The organism is Archangium minus (assembly GCF_044360475.1).
Classification (GTDB): Bacteria; Myxococcota; Myxococcia; order Myxococcales; family Myxococcaceae; genus Archangium; species Archangium minus.
This window is the reverse complement of the sequence record NZ_CP043494.1, coordinates 9,549,394-9,567,708: the sequence shown is the minus strand read 5'-3', so window position 1 is coordinate 9,567,708 and position 18,315 is coordinate 9,549,394. Positions and strand designations below refer to the sequence as shown.

14 protein-coding genes and 1 pseudogene are annotated in these 18,315 nt (G+C 65.0%); 9 read left to right on the top strand and 6 right to left on the bottom strand.

What is annotated here, in order from left to right; genetic code table 11:
• The first annotated feature begins 17 nt into the window (after positions 1–17).
• Positions 18–806, top strand: coding sequence for an ATP-binding cassette domain-containing protein (locus F0U60_RS38980; RefSeq protein ID WP_395807337.1), 789 nt, complete (start codon positions 18–20; stop codon positions 804–806).
• Positions 803–2,038 (top strand): sugar ABC transporter permease, encoded by a 1,236-nt coding sequence (locus F0U60_RS38975; protein WP_395807335.1) that lies wholly within the window; start codon positions 803–805, stop codon positions 2,036–2,038. Before F0U60_RS38980 ends, F0U60_RS38975 begins: the two co-directional genes overlap by 4 nt.
• A gap of 276 nt (positions 2,039–2,314) precedes the next feature.
• On the opposite strand, the gene F0U60_RS38970 is transcribed toward F0U60_RS38975, so the two are convergent.
• Positions 2,315–4,165: a glycosyl hydrolase family 18 protein gene (locus tag F0U60_RS38970; RefSeq protein WP_395807333.1), complete on the bottom strand. Its 1,851-nt coding sequence runs from the start codon at positions 4,163–4,165 to the stop codon at positions 2,315–2,317.
• A gap of 105 nt (positions 4,166–4,270) precedes the next feature.
• Positions 4,271–6,220 (bottom strand): fibronectin type III domain-containing protein, encoded by a 1,950-nt coding sequence (locus tag F0U60_RS38965; protein WP_395807331.1) that lies wholly within the window; start codon positions 6,218–6,220, stop codon positions 4,271–4,273.
• 641 nt (positions 6,221–6,861) lie between these two features.
• Between F0U60_RS38965 and F0U60_RS38960 the strand changes: the two are divergent.
• Positions 6,862–7,230, top strand: a pseudogene (locus tag F0U60_RS38960) (ATP-binding protein); the annotation flags it as partial.
• A 78-nt stretch (positions 7,231–7,308) separates the two neighbouring features.
• On the opposite strand, the gene F0U60_RS38955 reads toward F0U60_RS38960, so the two are convergent.
• Positions 7,309–8,631, bottom strand: a complete 1,323-nt coding sequence (locus tag F0U60_RS38955; protein ID WP_395807329.1) for an ammonium transporter — start codon at positions 8,629–8,631, stop codon at positions 7,309–7,311.
• A gap of 391 nt (positions 8,632–9,022) precedes the next feature.
• Positions 9,023–11,284, bottom strand: a complete 2,262-nt coding sequence (locus F0U60_RS38950) for a di-heme oxidoredictase family protein (protein ID WP_395807327.1) — start codon at positions 11,282–11,284, stop codon at positions 9,023–9,025.
• A gap of 228 nt (positions 11,285–11,512) precedes the next feature.
• Here F0U60_RS38950 and rpmB point away from each other — a divergent pair, with 228 nt between their 5' ends.
• The 3 genes from rpmB to F0U60_RS38935 all read left to right on the top strand — a co-directional run bounded on the left by rpmB (position 11,513) and on the right by F0U60_RS38935 (position 13,161).
• Positions 11,513–11,749 (top strand): 50S ribosomal protein L28, encoded by a 237-nt coding sequence (gene rpmB, locus F0U60_RS38945; RefSeq protein ID WP_395807325.1) that lies wholly within the window; start codon positions 11,513–11,515, stop codon positions 11,747–11,749.
• Between the two features lie 64 nt (positions 11,750–11,813).
• Entirely contained in the window at positions 11,814–12,119 is a 306-nt protein-coding gene (rpsR, locus tag F0U60_RS38940; RefSeq protein WP_395807323.1) for a 30S ribosomal protein S18, read from the top strand.
• Positions 12,120–12,393: 274 nt separating this feature from the next.
• On the top strand, positions 12,394–13,161 hold the full coding sequence (locus F0U60_RS38935; protein WP_395807321.1) for a hypothetical protein: 768 nt from the start codon (positions 12,394–12,396) through the stop codon (positions 13,159–13,161).
• A gap of 3 nt (positions 13,162–13,164) precedes the next feature.
• Here F0U60_RS38935 and F0U60_RS38930 read toward each other — a convergent pair whose 3' ends face one another.
• Positions 13,165–14,052 (bottom strand): LysR family transcriptional regulator, encoded by an 888-nt coding sequence (locus F0U60_RS38930; protein WP_395807319.1) that lies wholly within the window; start codon positions 14,050–14,052, stop codon positions 13,165–13,167.
• A 66-nt stretch (positions 14,053–14,118) separates the two neighbouring features.
• Between F0U60_RS38930 and F0U60_RS38925 the strand changes: the two genes are divergently transcribed.
• Positions 14,119–15,129 (top strand): NAD(P)-dependent alcohol dehydrogenase, encoded by a 1,011-nt coding sequence (locus tag F0U60_RS38925; protein ID WP_395807317.1) that lies wholly within the window; start codon positions 14,119–14,121, stop codon positions 15,127–15,129.
• 102 nt (positions 15,130–15,231) lie between these two features.
• Positions 15,232–15,909 (top strand): glutathione S-transferase family protein, encoded by a 678-nt coding sequence (locus F0U60_RS38920; RefSeq protein WP_395807315.1) that lies wholly within the window; start codon positions 15,232–15,234, stop codon positions 15,907–15,909.
• Positions 15,910–16,000: 91 nt separating this feature from the next.
• On the opposite strand, the gene F0U60_RS38915 is transcribed toward F0U60_RS38920, so the two are convergent.
• Positions 16,001–16,402: a hypothetical protein gene (locus F0U60_RS38915; protein WP_395807313.1), complete on the bottom strand. Its 402-nt coding sequence runs from the start codon at positions 16,400–16,402 to the stop codon at positions 16,001–16,003.
• Positions 16,403–16,611: 209 nt separating this feature from the next.
• Here F0U60_RS38915 and F0U60_RS38910 point away from each other — a divergent pair, with 209 nt between their 5' ends.
• Positions 16,612–18,135, top strand: coding sequence for a DUF4214 domain-containing protein (locus F0U60_RS38910; RefSeq protein WP_395807311.1), 1,524 nt, complete (start codon positions 16,612–16,614; stop codon positions 18,133–18,135).
• Positions 18,136–18,315: the final 180 nt, after the last annotated feature.

Sequence of the window (18,315 nt, the reverse complement as noted above, 5' to 3'; positions counted from 1 at the left end):
CACAGGAGTAGATGCAAATGCCATCAACCGCACTGCTGGAGCTGAAGGGGATTTCCAAGCGTTTCGGAGCCGTCCAGGCGCTCAGCCAGGTGGACTTCGAGACGTACCCAGGGGAGGTCGTCGCCCTGGTCGGAGACAACGGGGCCGGGAAGTCGACCCTCATCAAGATCATCTCCGGCATCCTCCCCATTGACGAGGGGCAGACCCTCTTCGAGGGCAAGCCCGTGACGCTGGACGGACCGAAGAGCGCCTCGGGGCTCGGGATCGCGACCGTGTACCAGGACCTCGCGCTCTGCGATAACCTGGACGTGGTCGGCAACCTGTTCCTGGGTCGCGAGCTCAAGTCCAAGGGTCTGGGAGGGATGCTGGGCTGGTTGGATGAGACGGCCATGGAGCAGGAGGCATCGGAGCTGCTCCAGAAGCTGGCGGTGAGCATCCCCAGCGTGCGGACCCAGGTGGCGGCGCTGTCGGGTGGACAGCGGCAGTCCATCGCGGTGGCTCGCTCGATGATGGGCTCGCCCAAGATGGTGTTGTTGGACGAGCCCACCGCGGCACTCGGTGTGGCGCAGACCCGTCAGGTGCTGGATCTCATCCGCCGGCTTCGCGAGCAGGGGCTCGGCGTGGTGGTCATCAGCCACAACCTGGCGGACGTGTTCTCGGTGGCCGACCGCATCATCGTGATGCGGCTCGGCCGTCGGGTGGCGACGTTCGATGTGAAGAGCGCGAAGGAAGTGGAAGTCGTCTCGGCGATCACCGGCCTGCGTTCGGCCGAGGTGTCCCCTGCCGTGGCAAAGGAGGCGCGATGAGCACCAACACGGTCAATCAGTACGCTAGGGATCCTCGGCTCATCGCCGACGCCCCTGGTCTCAAGGGCGTCTTGGATTCCTACCGGCGCCGGTTGTCGCAGGGTGAGCTGGGCAGCCTGCCCGTCATGGTGGGCCTGGTCGTCATCTGGCTCATCTTCTACCTGTCCAACGATCGGTTCCTCTCTCCGGTCAACCTCACCAACCTGATGCTGCAGATCTCCGCCATGGGCACCATCTCGGTGGGCCTGGTGCTGGTGCTGCTGCTGGGGGAGATCGACCTGTCGGCCGGAGCGGTGAGCGGCCTGGCGGCGGCGGTGATGGCCATGCTCAGCGTCAAGCACCAGCTACCGGGAGTGCCCTCGCTGCTGGTGGGGCTCGGCGCGGGAGCGGCGGTGGGGTTGTTCCACGGCCTGTGGTTCACGCGGATGCGCGTGCCCACCTTCGTGGTCACCCTGGCGGGCCAGCTCGGCTGGCAGGGCGCGCTGCTGTACGTGCTGGGAGACACGGGAACGGTCAACCTCAATGACGATCTGATCGTCTCCCTGACGGGGACCTTCTTCTCGCCGGCCATTGCCTGGACGGTGACGGTGCTGGCCATTGGCATCCTGACGGCGGTGATGCTGAACGGCCGGCGGCGCCGCGCGAAGGCGGGGCTGCCGCTTGCTCCCTGGCGTTCCACGTTGATGGCCGTGGGGGCGCCCTCCGCGGTGCTGATTGCGGCGATGACGGTGTTCACGATGGACCGCGGGCTGCCTCTGGCCGTGGTCATCTTCGTGGGACTGGCGCTGATGCTGGAGCTGATGCTGCGGCACACGCGCTTCGGGCGTCACACCTTCGCGGTGGGTGGTAACGCGGAGGCTGCGCGCCGGGCGGGCATCTCGGTGCCGGGCATCCGGACGACCATCTTCATGCTGGCCTCGGCCCTGGCTGCTTGCGGAGGCATCCTGGCGGCGTCCCGCCTCATGGCGGTGAACCAGTCCTCGGGCAGCGGAGACGTGCTGCTGAACGCCATCGCGGCGGCGGTGATTGGCGGAACCAGCCTCTTCGGCGGGCGCGGCTCGGCGTGGTCGGCTCTGCTGGGCGCGCTGGTCATCGGCTCCATTTCCAACGGAATGGATCTGCTCGCGCTCTCGTCCTCCGTGAAGTTCATGGTGACGGGCGGCGTGCTGCTCGTGGCCGCGTCCATCGACGCGCTCTCCCGCAAGGGACGGCAGGCGTCGGGTCGGGCGTAGTTGTACTTCCGCGCCCGGCGGTTCACTCCGCCGGGCGCGAGGCCTGCGCCTACCCCTCTTCAGGAAAGTGACCGGTACTCCCTCTCCCTTCGGGAGAGGGTGGGGGTGAGGGTAGCCGAGCCCGTTCTTCAACCCGTGACCCGCGGTGTGGACAGGGGTTCAACCTGGGTTCACCCGATACCCTCACCCCGTCCCTCTCCCGAAGGGAGAGGGGAAATGGCCGCGAGTCAGCTCCTGTTCCCAGCGGCTCTCCTTCGTGGACCTACCTGAAGGGGATTAGTACTTCGGCAGGTTGGGCAGGCTCTGGTTGCAGTTGTTGGTGATGCCGAGGATTTGGCAGACCTTCTGGCCGGTGGCGTTCACCGAGGCCGCACCCGCGGGCGGCGTGGCGTGGACGCGCTCCTTCCAGATCTGCCACACCATCATTCCGTCAGTCGGCTTGCCCTTGTTCTTGATGTACGTGGCGAGCGTCTCGACGTTGTAATACTTCGTCGCCATGTTGTTCTGCCCCGTGAGCATCTCGGCGTCGTAGACGGTGCCGGGCTCCGCGTTGAGCTTCAACGTCGCGCCACCCGCGCCCTCCGGCGCAATCTCCAGGCCCATGGCGATGGGCCCGCTGTAGATGGCCCGGTACGACTCATAGCCTTCGCGGGGGTCGTAGTAGTCGCCGCCGTCGTAGGACATGAGGTTGATGTGGTGGAGCTTGTTCCCGTGGTTCTTCACCACGTTGTACATGGTTCCGCCGAAGGGCGAGCCCCACTGCACCTTGCCCTCCTCGAACGGAGTCCCCGCCACGTAGTAGGCGCCCGTCGACCAGCCCGCGATCGAGATTCCCAGCTTCAAGCCTCGGGCCTTGATGGTGCTGTCCAGGCTCGTGATGATGTGGGCGATCTCCCCATCCTTGCTGCAGCTGAACTGAGCCGCCGAGAGCTTGTTGCAGTTGCTCCCGCTCGACTCCCAGTCGATGTCGATGCCGTCGACCTCGAGGTCCTGCGCCAGGTCGACGACATGCGGAGCGCTGAACTCCGACCACTGGCTGCCCTGGCTGTAGGTCCAGCCTCCCACCGAGAGCCACACCTGGGTGCCACGCGCGCGCAGCGCCCGGATGTTGTTGATGAGCGTCCGCGCCTGCTCCGCGGTGAACTTCTTCTGCCCGGTGTTCGTGGTGGCACCCTCGAAGAACTCGAGGCCTGCCACGGCCTGATCGAACTCGTACGAGCCTCTCTGGTAGGTCGTGTTCGGCCGCACGAAGGAGAGGTTCAGGTGCGTGTAGTAGCTGGGGATGATCGTGGTCGTCAGATCATTGATGCTCGTGTTCCAGCTGCTGGCATACCCGATGTACATCCTTCCCCCGGGAGGCGGAGGCGGAGGCGGCTCGCCGGAGATGTTGACGGTGACGTTCGCCACGCTGGAGGTGGTGACATTCCCCGCGGCGTCATAGGCCTTGGCCGTATAGCCATAGGTGCCATTCTGGGCGCTGGAGTTGAAGGCGTCCGAGGCGCTGAAGGGGCTGGCGGTATCCGTGCTCAGCAAGGTGTTGTTTCTGTAGAACTCGACCTTGGCCACTCCCACGTTGTCGTTCGCCGGAGCCGAAAGGCTCACGCTGCCCGCGCTCGTGAGGCTCGTCGGGCTGGCCGAGAGACTGACCGTGGGAGGCGTGGTGTCGTTGTCGGGAGGCAACTGGCTTCCATCACAGGCATACCCGTTGATGGTGCAGCTGCTCACCCCCGAGTACGTCCCCGTCCCCGAGAAGGTCACGGTCACGCTGCCATTGGCGGGCACGATATTGCCGCCCCAGGTGTTGGGAAGGAGCGTCCAGGACCCATCACTTCCCCGAGTGGCGGAGCCGCCAGCGCCCCAGGGGGAGCCGCTGATCGCGGCGTTGCCGTTGAACTTGACGGTGAGCGCCCAGTCCGAAATCTGACTGCTGGTGGTGTTCTTGATCGTCACCACCCCATTGAAGCCACCCTCCCAGCTGGAGCCGGCGTTGAGGGTGGCCGTCAATCCGGCGGCGGAGGCCGCGAGCTCGTAGCCCTGGGTGTTGCTCGACGTTTGCGGCTCCTGGCCGCCACAGGCGACCAGTGAACCCAACAGGGCGCTGACAATGAACTTCCTCGACTGACGCATGCTTCCTCCGGGCAAAGAAACTGAAAAATCAGAACGCTTGGGATAGAGCGTCGGCCCCGAAATTTCGGGTCATGCCGTCTTTGCCGGAGGAAGGAACGCGGTGCGTCAGGGCAACTGCACTGGGTTGGCGTAGTACTCCTGGATGCGAGTGATCCAATAGTAGTTATCGGTCGGCTGATCCTCGGGATAGCTCCCAGGCTGAGGAATGCCTCGAGTGCTCAGGCCGACACCCGCGCCCATGAGGATGGCGACGACGCCCGCGTGGGCGGCCTCCGACAGGTGCGAGCCCCACGTGACCGTATTGCCGTTCACCGAGACCTTGGGATCGTTCCACACGTTCTTCGAGAAGTAGGCCAGCCGGTTGCCCGAGAGCGTCAAGGTATCGCCGAAGAGATACGTGGACGCCGAGTCCTCGTAGCGCTGCACCGTATTGGGCAGGTCCGGGAAGGTGCCGGAGGGGTTGTACGCCGTGGGGCTGCGGCGCGTGGTGCCGTTGATGTGTCCAGTGGGGAGCTGCCAGAGCACCACGGGCAACCCGAGCGTCTCCTTCAGGGTTCGGACGAAGAGCAGGTAGTTGTTCCAGAGGTCCGCGTTCCAGAACCACAGCGAGCTCGCCGGATCATTCGGGTTCGCGCCGACCGCGATAGCGCCGTCCAGACCATACTTGTCGATGGAGATGAACTCGGCGCCGCCATACTGGACTCCGGCCTTCTGGGCGAAGCTCGCGTTGGCGCGTGCGTTCTCCTGGATGCGGGCCTTGCCAGCCTCGAAGCCATACACCTCGGTCGAGTGCATGATGCCGGTGCTGGGCGCCCCTGGCGCCGCCCAGAGGTTGAGCTGCCAGCCGAGGAAGGCCTTCGGGGTGTACTTGCGCAGGGTGTAGTTGATGCTCTGGACGAGCCCGGTCAGGGTGTCTGGGAAGGATGGATCCTTCCCACGCTGGAGCACCCCCGAGTCGTAGACGGCATGGGTGGCGGCGGGGATCTTCGAGGGATCGTTGCCATACTGCGAGGCGTATTGCTGCTGGATGTAGCCCAGCGTGTCGGGCTCGAGGATGTAGCCGATTCGGCCCGTTCCCATGATACCCGACGCGGTCTCGGCCACGTCGCGCAGGGCCAGGAAGTACTGCGAGAGGAAGCTGGCGCTCTGCAGGTTGCTCCATACGGCCGCGTGGCTGTCGGTGTTACCGCCAATCCCATACACCACGAAGATGGGCGTCATGCCCTGTTCCTTGCTCTTCTTGGCCAGCCGCTCGGCACGCCCATGCCACTCGCTGATCTGCGAACCTCCATTGAGGTACAGATAGCCGTAGTCGAGCCGCTTGCCTGCCGGGAAGAGCGGGTTGACCTTGGAGAAGAACGCGTCGGTGCCCGTGAAGGGCTCATAGACCGTACCGAGCGCGAGGTAGCTCGGGTGCCACGAGCCATCGGGGTTGCCTCCAGTCCCATCGGACGTTGTGGTCACCGAAACCGCGACGCTCGTCACCGACACGTTTCCCGCGGCGTCGCGCGCCTGGATGGCATAGGTGTACTGCGTCGAAGGCGAGAGACCACTGTCCGTGTATGTCGTCCCAACCGACGTGCCGACTTGTGTGCCATTGCGGAGCACGAGATAGCTGGTAACGCCAACATTGTCCGTTGCCGCGTTCCACGCCAGGGAGACCTGGGTGCTGGCGATGCTGGTGGAGCGCAGGCCCGTCACCTGAGAAGGAGCGGTGGTGTCACCCCCGGTACCGCCGTCAGTGCAGGAGCCAATGAGCTTGTACCAGCCGCTGGCGGTGCCGAGGACAGGGTCTGCCGTCCAGATGGCGACCAGTGCCTCGTACAGGTTGCCCTTGTAAACGACTCGCGCGCCCGGGTTGTAGATGGTGCTGGCATTCCACTCGGGGACTCCGGTGCAGCTCACCAGCTCCGCGAGGGTCGCGCCGGGACTGTTCGAGTCAATCGGCTCGCTGCTCTCGTCGGAGGAGGTCTCCGGCTGGCAGGCTGTGAACATCATGAAGAGGAGGGACAGGAGTCCCGTCCAGTTCGTGGCACTTCTGTGTGGGCTATGCATTCCGGCCTTCCTTTGGTACGGCGACACTCGTGGAGAGGCCTGGTCGCTTTTTTCCGGGTCAATCCAGGTGCTGGGTTCTCGGTCGCCTGCCAGGCTGCCGACTCAAGTGGGGCGGGTTGGAGGCTTCATTTCCTCTCAACGGGGAGTAAGACGGTTGTGGACTGTTTCAGTGGAGTACAGAATGACGGCTGACTCCGCCGAGCTGCTCGCCCTGCGCCGGGTGATGAGGAAGAACTACTTCGTCTGCGCGGCCCTCTTCCTCGTGGGAGTGTCACTCCATTGGATGGAGCTGGGTGTCTTCGTGCCCAAGCTCGCGCTGTTGAACGTCGCGTGGAGCGTGAGCTTCGTGGTGCTCGGGCTGGCGGAGGGGGCAGGGTGGCTCCGCTGTTCGTCGCCATGTACAGCCCGGACTCCTGGGGGCCCACGAGGTGGTGAACAACCCGCTGGCCTTCGTGAAGTCCAACCTGGGCTTCCTCGAGCAGGAGCTGCGGCGCGAGGAGGGGCCGGAGGATCGCGCCGAGCTGTGTGAGGTGATCGCCGAGACGCGGCAGGGCGTCTTGCGCATCCAGCAGATCGTCGCGGATCTGCGGCGCTTTTCGCGCGAGGAAACCCGTGATGAGGCAGGGAAGCCGGAAGACGCGATGCACGAGGCGAAGCGGTTGGCCTCGGTGCGCCTGCACAGCCTGGGAGAGGTGTCGCTGGATGTGACTTCGGGGCTGCCGCCCGTGCGCCTGGGACAGCGGCAGCTGGTTCAGGTGCTGGTGAACCTGCTGCTGAACGCGGCGGATGCGGTGGAGACGGCGGTACCCGCGCGTCGGGCCCTCATCGTGATGAGGGCCAGGGGGGTGGACGGCGGGTTGCGGATCGAGGTGGAAGACAACGGCTCGGGCATTCCTCCCGAAGTACTGCCGCGGCTCTTCGAGCCCTTCTTCACCACCAAGCCCCCGGGGAAGGGGACGGGGCTCGGGCTCGCCTTGTGCCTTGAGTACGTCTCACGCGCCGGGGGCACGCTCCACGCGGAGAACCGCTCCGAGGGAGGTGCCCGCTTCGTCTTGCGATTGCCCGTGGAGGCTCCGGCGCGGCGGAGCTCAACCCTCCATTGCAGGCTCGGCGTTGAGCGGAGCCTGGGCGGGAGCGCTGGCTTCCGCGGGAGGCGCCTCGCGAGGCGTCAGGCTGGGGCTGCCCATGGCAATGCCGGAGTGGTAGGCGCGCTCGCCGTGGACGTGGAGATCCAACCCCTCGAACTCGGCCTCGTCCTCCACGCGCAGACCCACCACCGCCTGCACCACCTTGAGGAGGACGAAGGTGAGCAGCGCGGAGAAGGCCGCCACCGCCAGCACGCTGAGCGCCTGCTTGCCAACGAGGGCCCAGTTGCCGCCAGCGAGGAGACCATCGGCTCCGGCGGGGTTGACGGCCACGGTGGCGAACACTCCGGTGAGCAGGGCGCCGAGTGCGCCGCCCACGCCGTGCACACCGACGACATCCAGGGCATCGTCGTAGTGCAGGTGCTCCTTGAGGAGGACGCCGCCGTAGCACACGGTGCCGGCCAGCAGGCCGATGGCCAACGCGCCCATGGGCGAGACAAAGCCGGCCGCTGGAGTGATGCCCACCAGACCCGCCACGAGCCCGCTGGCGGCGCCCAGCGCTGTCACCTTCTTCAGGCGCACCAGGTCGACGATGCCCCATGCCACCGCGCCGGACGCGGCCGCCAGATGGGTGTTGGTCGCGGCGAGCGCGGCCAGCTCATTGGCCGCCAGCGCACTGCCCGCGTTGAAGCCGAACCAGCCAAACCAGAGGAGCCCCGCGCCCAGCAGGGTGAAGGTGAGGTTGTGCGGGGGCTGCCGCGAGCCCTTGCGGCGGCCCACCACGAGTGCCACCACGAGTGCCGAGACACCGCTGGTGAGGTGCACCACCGCTCCACCCGCGAAGTCGAGCGCGCCCAGCTTCAGGAGCCAGCCGTCCGAAGCCCACACCCAGTGCGCCACGGGCGCGTACACGAACGTCGCCCACAGCACCGTGAAAAGGAGGAAGGCGGAGAACTTGAGCCGCTCGGCGTACGCGCCGCTGATGAGCGCGGGCGTGATGGCGGCGAAGGTGCCCTGGAAGAGGAAGAAGAGGGTGTGCGGCAGCGTGCCCCGAGCCTCGAGCCCCACGCCCTTCATGAACAGGTGCGTGGTGCCTCCAATGAGGCCTCCCTGCGTCTCTCCGAAGGCAAGTGAGTAGCCCCAGAGCGCCCACACCACCGTTACCACCGCTAGAGCGCCGAAGCTGTGCATGAGGGTGGAGAGCACGTTCTTGCCCTGCACCATGCCCCCGTAGAAGAGCGCCAGCCCCGGGACCATCAGCATCACCAGGGCGCACGAGACCAGCACCCACGCCACATCGGCTCCGACGATTCCTGCCGACATCATCACCTCTCACGCAATGGGCCTCATGGGCCCGCTCTCATGAGGGCCAGTGCAACTGGAGGGCCAGCGCCTTGAAGCGCGGCGGGGTGGCGTATCCCATTGAAATAACGAGGGGTTTGAGCCGAGGGCGGCCTGCCAGGCAGGCTTACCCGCGCCGTCTCCGGGGCTACGAAATTGTAGGTTTCCCCTCGGGAGCCGACAAATTTGTAGCTTCTTGGGAGAAGGGGCGTCGCCAGCGGAACGTGCCGAAAGCCGAGCGGTCCTACATTTTTGTCACCCGTGCGGCGAGTTGCTACAAATTTGTAGGATGTTGCGAGCTTCCTCCTCGGGAAGTGGTGCAAATGAAAAGGGGGCCGCAGCATCGCGGCCCCCCAGAGTTGCACTCGAGACGGGATCAGATGGACTGCAGGAAGCGGATCAAGGCAGCCCTGTCAGCGCTGGACATGTTGACGAAGGCCCTCTTGGAGGACTCGGCCTCACCTCCATGCCAGAGGATGGCCTCCGACAGGTTGCGCGCCCGGCCGTCGTGCAGGTAGGCCTCGCCGCCGCTGACGCCGGCCGTCAAGCCGATGCCCCACAGCGGCGGGGTACGCCACTCCGAACCCGAGGCGTTGCCTTCCGACAGGTTGTCGGCCAGGCCTGGTCCCATGTCATGCAGCAGCAGGTCCGTGTAGGGGTGAATCGTCTGGCCGCGCAGCTCCGCATGCGGATGATAGGGGCTCGTGGTCAGCGTGGCCTTGTGGCAGCTGGCACACCCCGCGCTCTGGAAGAGGGACTCACCTCGTACGGCCTGCGCGTCGTTCAGGTTGCGGCGAGCCGGGACACCCAGCAGGGCGATGTACCTGACGATCTTGTCGAGGTCCTGATCGCTCAGCTCCGTGCTGGAGCCCGAGCAGCCGGTCTGCGCCGAGCCACAATCCAGGGTCTTGTAGACGGAGCTTGTGACCCCCATGTCTCCGTTGAAGGCATCGGCGACCTGATGCCGTAGACGCGCCAGGCTCGCCTTCCAGCCGAAGCGGCCCAGGCGGGTCTCACCCGTCTGGGGGTCCGTCACGGTCCTCATGCGACCGGAGATGCCGTCACCGTTGCTGTCATTCGGATCGGCCAGGGCGGAGATGGCGCTCTCGGGCACGGCTTCCAGCAGGCCCAGTCCGACCAGCTGCGGGGTGGCGCGCGCCGAGTAGTGGGTGGGAATGACATTGAGGAAGCTGTAGGCCGGCTTGCGCAGCTGATAGGTCGTGCCGTCGCTGAACTGGCCGCTGCTCTCATCCCACCTGGAGATGCGGACATCCGCCTCGGCCGTGCCACTGGTTCTGAACGGTTGCAGCTTGGCGCCCAGCTGCGGATCCGCGGCGCCATTGGCCTGCCCCACCTTGACCACCATGTTGTTCAACGTGGTGTTGATGGCGGGCGGCAGGCCCCGTCCGTTGTTCTTGTGACAGGCGACGCAGGTCCGCGCGATGTAGTTCGGCCCCAGTTTGTTCTGCTGCTCCGTGAAGAGGGGGTTGCCCGACTCGGAATGGCTGCCATCACCGAAGTCGGTGTGATGGATGCGCCGGCCCTCGACGAACGTCTGCGTGTTCACGGGCGCGATGTTCAACGCCATCTGCATGAAGCGCTTGGTGGGCTCGTTCGAGTACGGCTGGTTCAGCGTGGTCCGGCCGCCGCTCCACGCGGCCTCCGGCAGCGGATACGAGTCCAGGGTGGTGCCAACGCCCTCGAAGGGGACGATGCCGCCGCTGCCCACGATGTAGAGCCATGCACGGGCGTAATAGTTGAAACGTCCTTCCACCGGCCGCTTCAGGAAGACGCCCACCTCTATCTCCATGCGATCGCCAATCCGGATCGCCCGCCCTTCCTTGGCGTTGTAGCCGACGCTGGCTGTATAGAGATAGTCATTCACGCGGGAGAAGGTCCCGTTATGCCAGTACTCCGCCACCGTGTTGATGCCCCTGAAGAACGCCCGGAAGTTCGTGCCGTCATGGGGGTAGGTCGTATGGAGGTTGACCGTGATCTGGTTTCCTCCCTTGGCGACTTGGTCCACGATCTCCACGTAGAACGTCCGGTTCACGAAATACAGAGGCAGGAAGTGATCGTACGCCTGGAATTCTGATTCACGTGCATGACGATCGCGTACCCGCTCACCGACGCGGGTGATCAGGGCCTGAGGCGTGTCCTCCACCAGGGCGGGTTCCAGGGGCGTGCTGCTGTTGAAGAGGGGCACGATGTTGGCGATGCCGCCGTCCGTGCCGCCATCGCCCGTTCCCCCATCCGTGCCGCCATCGCCCGTGCCGCCATCTGTACCGCCATCGCCCGTTCCCCCATCGACAACGGTACCGTGGGTGTACCTGGCCGCGGGCGTATCCCGAGCACAGTTACAAGCGGTGTCCCAGTAGGTAAAGTTGTAATCAATGACGTTACCACTGCTCAGGTTGCTCACCGTGTACTGGTTTCTTCCATTGGTGACAGTCATCCTGACGTTGAGCTGCCCCCCGTTGTTGAGGCGGTAATGGATGTCCGCCCAGGAGGTTGTGTCGACGTAGAAGATGGCGGATGAACCTGAAGGCTGCACGCCGTAGGTGGCGGCAAGAGAATCGTCTGCCATCAGGCTGGCGACCAGTAATGTGACTGCCATTCCGGTTGTCTTGTTGAGCATGGGGGGCTTTGGGTTTCCTTTTGGAACACTGCTCGAGCAGGCCATGCAGGCCTGGATGGATAGTGAAGAAGAACTGGAGTGCCGTGTAAGTCGAAGTAATGAGATGTTGGGTGCTCGACTGTTCGAGGTTTCAGGGCTGGACTCTGACGCAGTGAGTCGAAGCGCTTGAATGGGTTTGCAAACGCAACTGAGTTGCGATAACTGGCGTCCATCGAAGGAGGATGGACGATGTCCAAGGTGTGTCAGGTCACGGGAAAGCGCCCCCTGGTGGGCAACAATGTCAGCCACGCGAACAACAAAACGAAGACGCGCTCGCTGCCGAATCTGCAGTACCACCGCTACTGGGTGCCGAGCCTGAACCGCTTCGTCCGGCTGCGTGTCAGCACCCACGCTATCCGCATCATCAACAAGCGCGGCATTGAGCGCGTGGTGGCGGAGTTGCTCGCACGGGGCGAGCGCCTCTGACTCCCCGGCGCGTCGCCCACAGGGCCGGCATGCCAGCTGATGAACTCGAGAGGAGAGCGCACACGTGGCAGATGAGACGATGAAGCGAGAGGAGAGGGGCGGTCGGTTCCGGGAACCCCTCAGGAGAGACGACGAGGAGCGCCGCTCCTCCCGCGGTGGACTGGGGCGCCGCAAACCCAATCCACTCGGGGCAGCCCGGAACGTGGACTTCAAGGACGTGCAGCTCCTCAAGTACTTCGTGTCCGAGCGCGGAAAGCTCATTCCCCGTCGCATCACGGGGGTGACGGCGCAGCAGCAGCGCCAGGTGGCTCGGGCGGTGAAGCGCGCGCGAATGCTCGGGCTTCTGCCTTACGTCCACCATGGCACCTGACGGTTGGGAGTGGAGGACAGCCCATGCGCCGACGTGAGTTGAAGGCACGGACGAGACCTTCCGGACGCTCGCCCTCGGCACGTCCTCGCCCTCGCCACAGGGAGTACGTGCCGCCCGAGTACATCGACGTGGGGCGCGAGGACTGGGAAGACACCGACGAGGAGCCCTCGGCTGAGCACCCCAGGCGCTTGAGTGTGGTCCGGGCCGCGGAGCCCTCGACCGAACCACTTCCCTGAGCCGGTGGCGCAGAGGTCCCTGCTATCATCGGGGCCGTATGATCTCCCTGGACTCTCCTGAGTGGTCGGTGTTGCAGCACGCCTATGGAGCCGCGAGTGACATCCCGGAGCTCCTCACGCGGCTCCGGGTGCAACCCGACGACGAGGTCTGGGATGAGCTCTGGTGTTGTCTCTGCCACCAGTACACGACGTACAGCGCCACCTACGCCGCGCTGCCGCACCTCGCGGACATCGCGCGCGCGCAACCGCCCTCGGCGCGAGAGCGGTTCTTGAACTTCGCCGGTGTCGTGGCCGCGTGGACGGAGGAGGAGGCTGTGCCCGCGCCCTATCGGGCCGACGTCGCCCGGGCCATGGAGTCATTCCGAGCGCTCGCGGGCGAAGCCCTCTTGCTCCACCGCTATGAGCAGTCGGCCTTCATCTACCTGCTCGAGGCTTTTGCCGCACTGCATGGGTTACGCAAGCTGGGGCGGCAGTTGTCCCGGCTGGATGATGGAGAGCTCGAGTGCCTCTGTCCGCATTGCGAGGCGCACCTCTTGATTCTCGTGGAGACGCCGGCCTTCCAGCTGACCACCGAGGATCCCGCCCCCTCTTCACACGCGAAGAAGACGTCCGTGGTTCCTGCATCATCGAACGCTCCACCCTGGACGCCCTCCCTGCTGCATCACGTCGATGTGGCTTCCCTGCGGGCTTTGGCCGCACATGCGGGGCACGACCAGGTGGCGGAATGGTTGCGGCAGTTGGAGGGGACAGGGAGCTGTCCGGCGTGCGGCGGGAGCTTCGAGCTGCTGTCCGCGCTTTCGTGGTGAGGATTAGCGAGACGGCGCGAGCACCCGCACCAGCCACGCGAGCACTGCGTTGACACGAGCGTTGTGGCGCAGGTCGGGGTGGGTGACGGCCCAGAGCTCTCCCGTGGGAAGCCCGGCAGCGCGTGAAAGGGCGGGCACCAGGCGTGGCTCATGCGCGGCGAGCAACTCGGGCACCATGGCCAGCCCGTGGCCTTCGGCACAGGCGGTCATGAGGAGGGTGGTGGCACTGGTGCGCACCACAATCCGGCCTCCGGAGGCCTGCCGGCGCCGCCACACCTCGTGGGGCGAGGACTCCTGCGCGGCGTCGGGCACCACCCAGTCATGCTGAGACAGGTCGCGGAGGCTCGAGGGCCGCCCACGCCGTGCGAAGTAGGCCTCGCTGCCGTACACGCCGAAGGGGAAGGCGGTGAGCCGCCGAGCCAGCAGCGACGGCTCGCGGGGACGGAATGCGCGTACCCCCACGTCCGCCTCCCGGCGTGACAGGTCCAGCACGCGAGTGTCGGCGCGCAGCTCTACCTCCAGGTTTGGGTGCTGCGTGCGGAGCTCCAGCAGTCGAGGCATGAGCACGTACACCGCCAGACCGTCTCCCGACGTGAGTCGCACCGGGCCTGCCACACGTTGGTCCTCGCCGGTCAGCGCTCGCTCCGAGGCGAGCACCTCGGCCTCCACGCGCTCGGCGTGGGCACGCAGCCGCTGTCCGGCCTCCGTGGGGACCAGCCCGCCAGGCGTGCGCTGGAGCAGCTTCACTCCGAGCGCCGCCTCGAGTGCCCCGAGTCGCCGGCCGATGGTGGTGGCGGCAACTCGCAGCGACCGGCCGGCCGCCGCGTGGGTGCCATGGCGGTACACGGCGAGGAAGTAACGCAGATCATCCCAGGCCAACATGCCGTGCATTCTTGCACGTCCGGGCTGCGTGGACGTTCGTTTCCGCAGCACCCGTCTCCTTGCATCTTGAAGGGTATGAAGATCTACACCCTGGAAGACGGATGCGATTTTGACTCCCTGCAACCCTCCGTACGGCCGGACCCGGAGCCGGGCCCGCGAGAAGTGCTGCTGCGGCTGCGTGCCGTGTCGCTGAATTACCGCGACCTCGCCATCCTGAGGGGAACCTACGGGAATTTCCCTCGCCCGCTGGTGCCCGTCTCGGACGGAGTGGGCGAGGTGGTTGCGGTGGGGGCCGAGGTGCGTCGCTTCAAGGTGGGGGACCGCGTGGTTCCTGCGTACGTGCCGGACTGGGTGCGCGGCGGTCCCACGGCGGAAACCTCACGTCGGCGGCTGGGAGGACCGCTGGACGGGCTCCTGCGCGAGTACGCCTGTGTGCACGAGGATGCGGCCATCGCCGCGCCCGCGCACCTGACGGACGCGGAGGCCGCGACGCTGCCCATTGCTGGCGTCACGGCCTGGCACGCGCTCTTCACTCAGGGGCGCGTGGGTCCGGGAGACACGGTGGTGGTGCAGGGGACGGGTGGGGTGTCGCTGTACGCGCTTCAGCTCGCACGGCTGGCAGGGGCGCGGGTCATCGTCACCTCTCGCAGTGGGGACAAGCTGGCGCGAGCGGTGGCGCTGGGAGCAGCGCATGGCATCCACACGCGAGAGCACCCGGACTGGGCGGCGCGCGTCCTACTGCTCACGGGGGGGCGCGGGGCGGACCATGTTCTGGACGTGGTGGGAGGGGAGGGGGTTGAGCGTTCCATTGAGGCCACGCGCGTGGGCGGGACGGTGAGCCTGGTGGGCTTCTTGGAGAGCATGACGGTGCGGTTTGATCTCAGGCGAGCGTTGCAGAAGGTGGTGCGACTTCAGGCGATATCGACGGGAAGCCGCGACGACCTGGAATCGCTCGGGCGAGCGCTCGCCGAGTACGGGGCTCGGCCGGTGGTGGACCGTATCTTTCCGTTCAACGAGGCGAGAGCCGCGTTCGAATACCTCTCCAGCGGGGCTCAATTTGGAAAGGTGGTCATCGCCCTCCCATGAGATACGCCGATTCGAGCAAAGGATTCGCTCTCCTGGGCAAGGGGACCTGCTCGTATCTATGCACCCATGAGCGAAAACAAGACACGCCCCATGGGGCGCCCCATGAAGTTCTATGATCTGAGCTACGGTGTCTATCCGCGACGGGTGAGCATCTATCTCCTGGAGAAGGGGCTGACCGGCATCGAGCGCATCTCCGTTCGCGCGGACACGACAGACATAAACGGATGGAGCAACGAATGGCGCGAGGTCCGGGCTCGCAACCCAGCGGGGACCGTACCCATTCTGGAAACCGAGGACGGCACGCTCATCCGGCAGTCGACGGCGATCCTCGAGTACCTGGAGGATCGTTTCCCAGAACCGTCTCTGTTGGGGAAGACGGCCGAGGAGCGCGCCTTCACCCGGGATCTGGTCAGTCTGATCAACGAGGCGAACGTCCATTTCGGCACGTACTGCCACAAAGGCAACCCACTCTTCGCGGGCAAGGAGGTACAGAGCGCCGAGGCCGCCGAAATTGCATGGCAGGCCTACGTCGCTCAGCTCTCGCTCATCGACAAGTTGAGCCGGGACGCCGAGTTCCTCACGGGGGATCGGCCTACGATTGCCGACTGCATGTTGATGTCGCTGCTGCAGTTCGCCGAAGGGTTGTATGGGAAGACGATTCCTCCCCACTGCGAGCGGCTGAGCTCCTGGTACCGCCGCTTCTCCCTCCGGCCCAGCGCAGCAGCGCCCGAGTATCCGCCTGCCGTGGTTGCCATCGCGCAGGGGAAAACCGTGAGCTGAGGCGGCCTGCTTCGAAATGCCACGGGCCGTGTCTGGTTCTTCCAGACACGGCCCGCTCATGGGCGAAAGGGCTGCTCGCCCCGCCGCTTAACTATTCACACATGACATCCGGGCAGCCGCCACCCTCCGGGGCGCAGACACCGCAGCCCGGGTTGCAGCAGAAGTAGCCCTTGCCGCAGTAGTTCGAGCCGCAGGGACCCCCGGTGCCGATGGAGATGTCCGCGGAGGGCTCCAGCTCCGGCTTCGTCTCGGGCTGGGCAGTGGTCGGATTACACACCACGGCAGGACATGAGGCGCCCTTGGGGGCGCAGATGCCACAGCTCGAGTTGCAGCAGTAGGAGCCGATACCGCACACGTTCTCGCCGCACTTCGAGCCGCCAATCTCCAGGGCCTCCTCCACACTCGCGGGAGCCGGCTCCTCCACCTGCTGCACCGAGCCACCGCATGCCGTCACCAGCGAGACCAGGGCCACCACCATCAGATGCATCTTCATGATTTGCTCACTCCTCCATCGGGGTTTGAGTCCATCCATGCCTATCAAGCCGCGAGATGAGAGAGCAACGAGGATGTCCAGGATTCAGGACGACGCGGGCCACACTGCTCATTTTCTTAGCGCGAGAGAATGGCATGGTTTGGGTAAAAACAAGTAGTACAATGAAAGCAAGAATATGTAATAATACGGGTAAACATGTTTGGAGCGATATGCGCCGACTCAACTTGCTTTTCGTCATCGGCCTGCTGACCCTGGTGGGGTCTTCAACGGCCCACGCTCTGGTCTATGGAGTGAATATCCACCCGGTACACGTCCGCACGGTGGATGAAGCCAGGCAGATGGCTCTGGTCTTGAGCCAGAGGAACGTTCGCTCCGTCAGGTTGGACATCTCTCCCCAATCGAACATCACGTGGCTCACCCAGGTCGTTACCGCTTTCAAGGAGCGGAACATCAAAGTGGAAGCCATGCTGTATGATCCGAAGAACAACAACTATACGTGTGGGACTCAGGCCACGGAGCAGCAGGCCTATGATGCCACCAAGAACATCGTCAATCAGATGAAGCATCTGATTACGGATTGGGAGCTCCAGAACGAGCGGCAGTTGAAGATCGCGCCCAACTCGTCCGCGATGGACGCCTCTCCCTACAACACCGATTGTGGCCGGCGTGAGGCCGCTGTCAATCGTGGGATGTCTCGAGCCATCAGGGATGTCAGGGCGAGTTCTGGGGCGCCTCTGCGGATCATCCTGGGGTTCATCGGCCGGGCCTATGGCTTCATCGACTTCATGATCTCACAGGGCGTGCAGTTCGACGTCCTGGGGTATCACATCTACCCCTGGGAGCAGCAGGCGAGCCTCGATTCAGACCCCTGGTTCGGTTCCGGTGGGCTCTTCGCCAACATGGCGCGCTTCAACAGGCCCGTCAAAATCAACGAGTTCAACTGCGCGGAAGTCTATGCGGGAGATCCCCACACTCCTTATGGAGATAGGCCCCTGTATGAGAACACCGCCGGAAAGCCGATGACCGAGGCCTGCTTCCGGGGCATCACGAGGCATCTGAAGATCATCTTGTCCCAGACGAAGGTCAACGTCGAGTCGGTGCATTTCTATGAGCTGCTGGATCAGCCCGAGCTCAATTCGCTGTCCGAGAGTCGCTTTGGGTTGATGTATGACATCAACACGCCGAAGGTTCAGCTCTTCCTGGTCTCTGCTTTCGCCGGTGGAAACCTCAGCACGACGGAAAGGGGTCAGATCACGGGCCGTGGGCTGCTGACCGATGCGCAGATCGATGCGTACCGGAATGGGGCTGGCGGAGAGCCTCCCGCAGGTGAGCAGCCTCCCGCGGTCCACGCCTCGATGACCCATGCCGAGTATGTGAAGTACCTCTATGAGATCCTCCTGGGCCGTGTGGGCGATTCAGGAGGACTGACGACCTGGACCAACGCGCTCCAGAACGGTTCCATGGACCGGATTGAGCTGCAGGTCGCCTTCCTCAACTCCAATGAGTACCGGGTCAACAGGCTCGCCACGGGCAACTATGCTCCCGCCTCGACGCTGAATGCGCTGTCCAACGCCTACTTCGTGGCCTATGCGTACGCGGTTCTGCTGGGGAGGGATCCAGATCCCTCCGGGTTCGCCGCCTATGTCTCCGCCCTTCAGTCGGGAACGACGCGCGGTGACGTGGTGGAGGCCCTCATCACCAGCGCCGAGTACGAGACCCGGCACGGGTTGTAGGCTGTCGCTATCGCGGACTTGAGACGGGCCTCCAGCAGGAAGGCGCCGATCACCTCCAGTGCCATCGATTCAGGCAGGGCGTCTTGGAACTTGCTCAATCGGCGGCGTCGCGGAGGTCCAGCAGCAGGCGCTCGCGCAGGGTCCGGATGGTGGCGGAGAGCTGTCTCTTGGCTTCAGGCG

Excerpts from the sequence above, each read along its gene's own strand:
- F0U60_RS38980 (WP_395807337.1), top strand. The coding sequence starts at position 18 with ATGCCATCAACCGCACTGCTGGAGCTGAAGGGGATTTCCAAGCGTTTC.
- F0U60_RS38975 (WP_395807335.1), top strand. The coding sequence starts at position 803 with ATGAGCACCAACACGGTCAATCAGTACGCTAGGGATCCTCGGCTCATC.
- F0U60_RS38970 (WP_395807333.1), bottom strand. The coding sequence starts at position 4,165 with ATGCGTCAGTCGAGGAAGTTCATTGTCAGCGCCCTGTTGGGTTCACTG.
- F0U60_RS38965 (WP_395807331.1), bottom strand. The coding sequence starts at position 6,220 with ATGCATAGCCCACACAGAAGTGCCACGAACTGGACGGGACTCCTGTCC.
- F0U60_RS38955 (WP_395807329.1), bottom strand. The coding sequence starts at position 8,631 with ATGATGTCGGCAGGAATCGTCGGAGCCGATGTGGCGTGGGTGCTGGTC.
- F0U60_RS38950 (WP_395807327.1), bottom strand. The coding sequence starts at position 11,284 with ATGCTCAACAAGACAACCGGAATGGCAGTCACATTACTGGTCGCCAGC.
- rpmB (WP_395807325.1), top strand. The coding sequence starts at position 11,513 with ATGTCCAAGGTGTGTCAGGTCACGGGAAAGCGCCCCCTGGTGGGCAAC.
- F0U60_RS38935 (WP_395807321.1), top strand. The coding sequence starts at position 12,394 with ATGATCTCCCTGGACTCTCCTGAGTGGTCGGTGTTGCAGCACGCCTAT.
- F0U60_RS38930 (WP_395807319.1), bottom strand. The coding sequence starts at position 14,052 with ATGCACGGCATGTTGGCCTGGGATGATCTGCGTTACTTCCTCGCCGTG.
- F0U60_RS38925 (WP_395807317.1), top strand. The coding sequence starts at position 14,119 with ATGAAGATCTACACCCTGGAAGACGGATGCGATTTTGACTCCCTGCAA.
- F0U60_RS38920 (WP_395807315.1), top strand. The coding sequence starts at position 15,232 with ATGAAGTTCTATGATCTGAGCTACGGTGTCTATCCGCGACGGGTGAGC.
- F0U60_RS38915 (WP_395807313.1), bottom strand. The coding sequence starts at position 16,402 with ATGAAGATGCATCTGATGGTGGTGGCCCTGGTCTCGCTGGTGACGGCA.
- F0U60_RS38910 (WP_395807311.1), top strand. The coding sequence starts at position 16,612 with ATGCGCCGACTCAACTTGCTTTTCGTCATCGGCCTGCTGACCCTGGTG.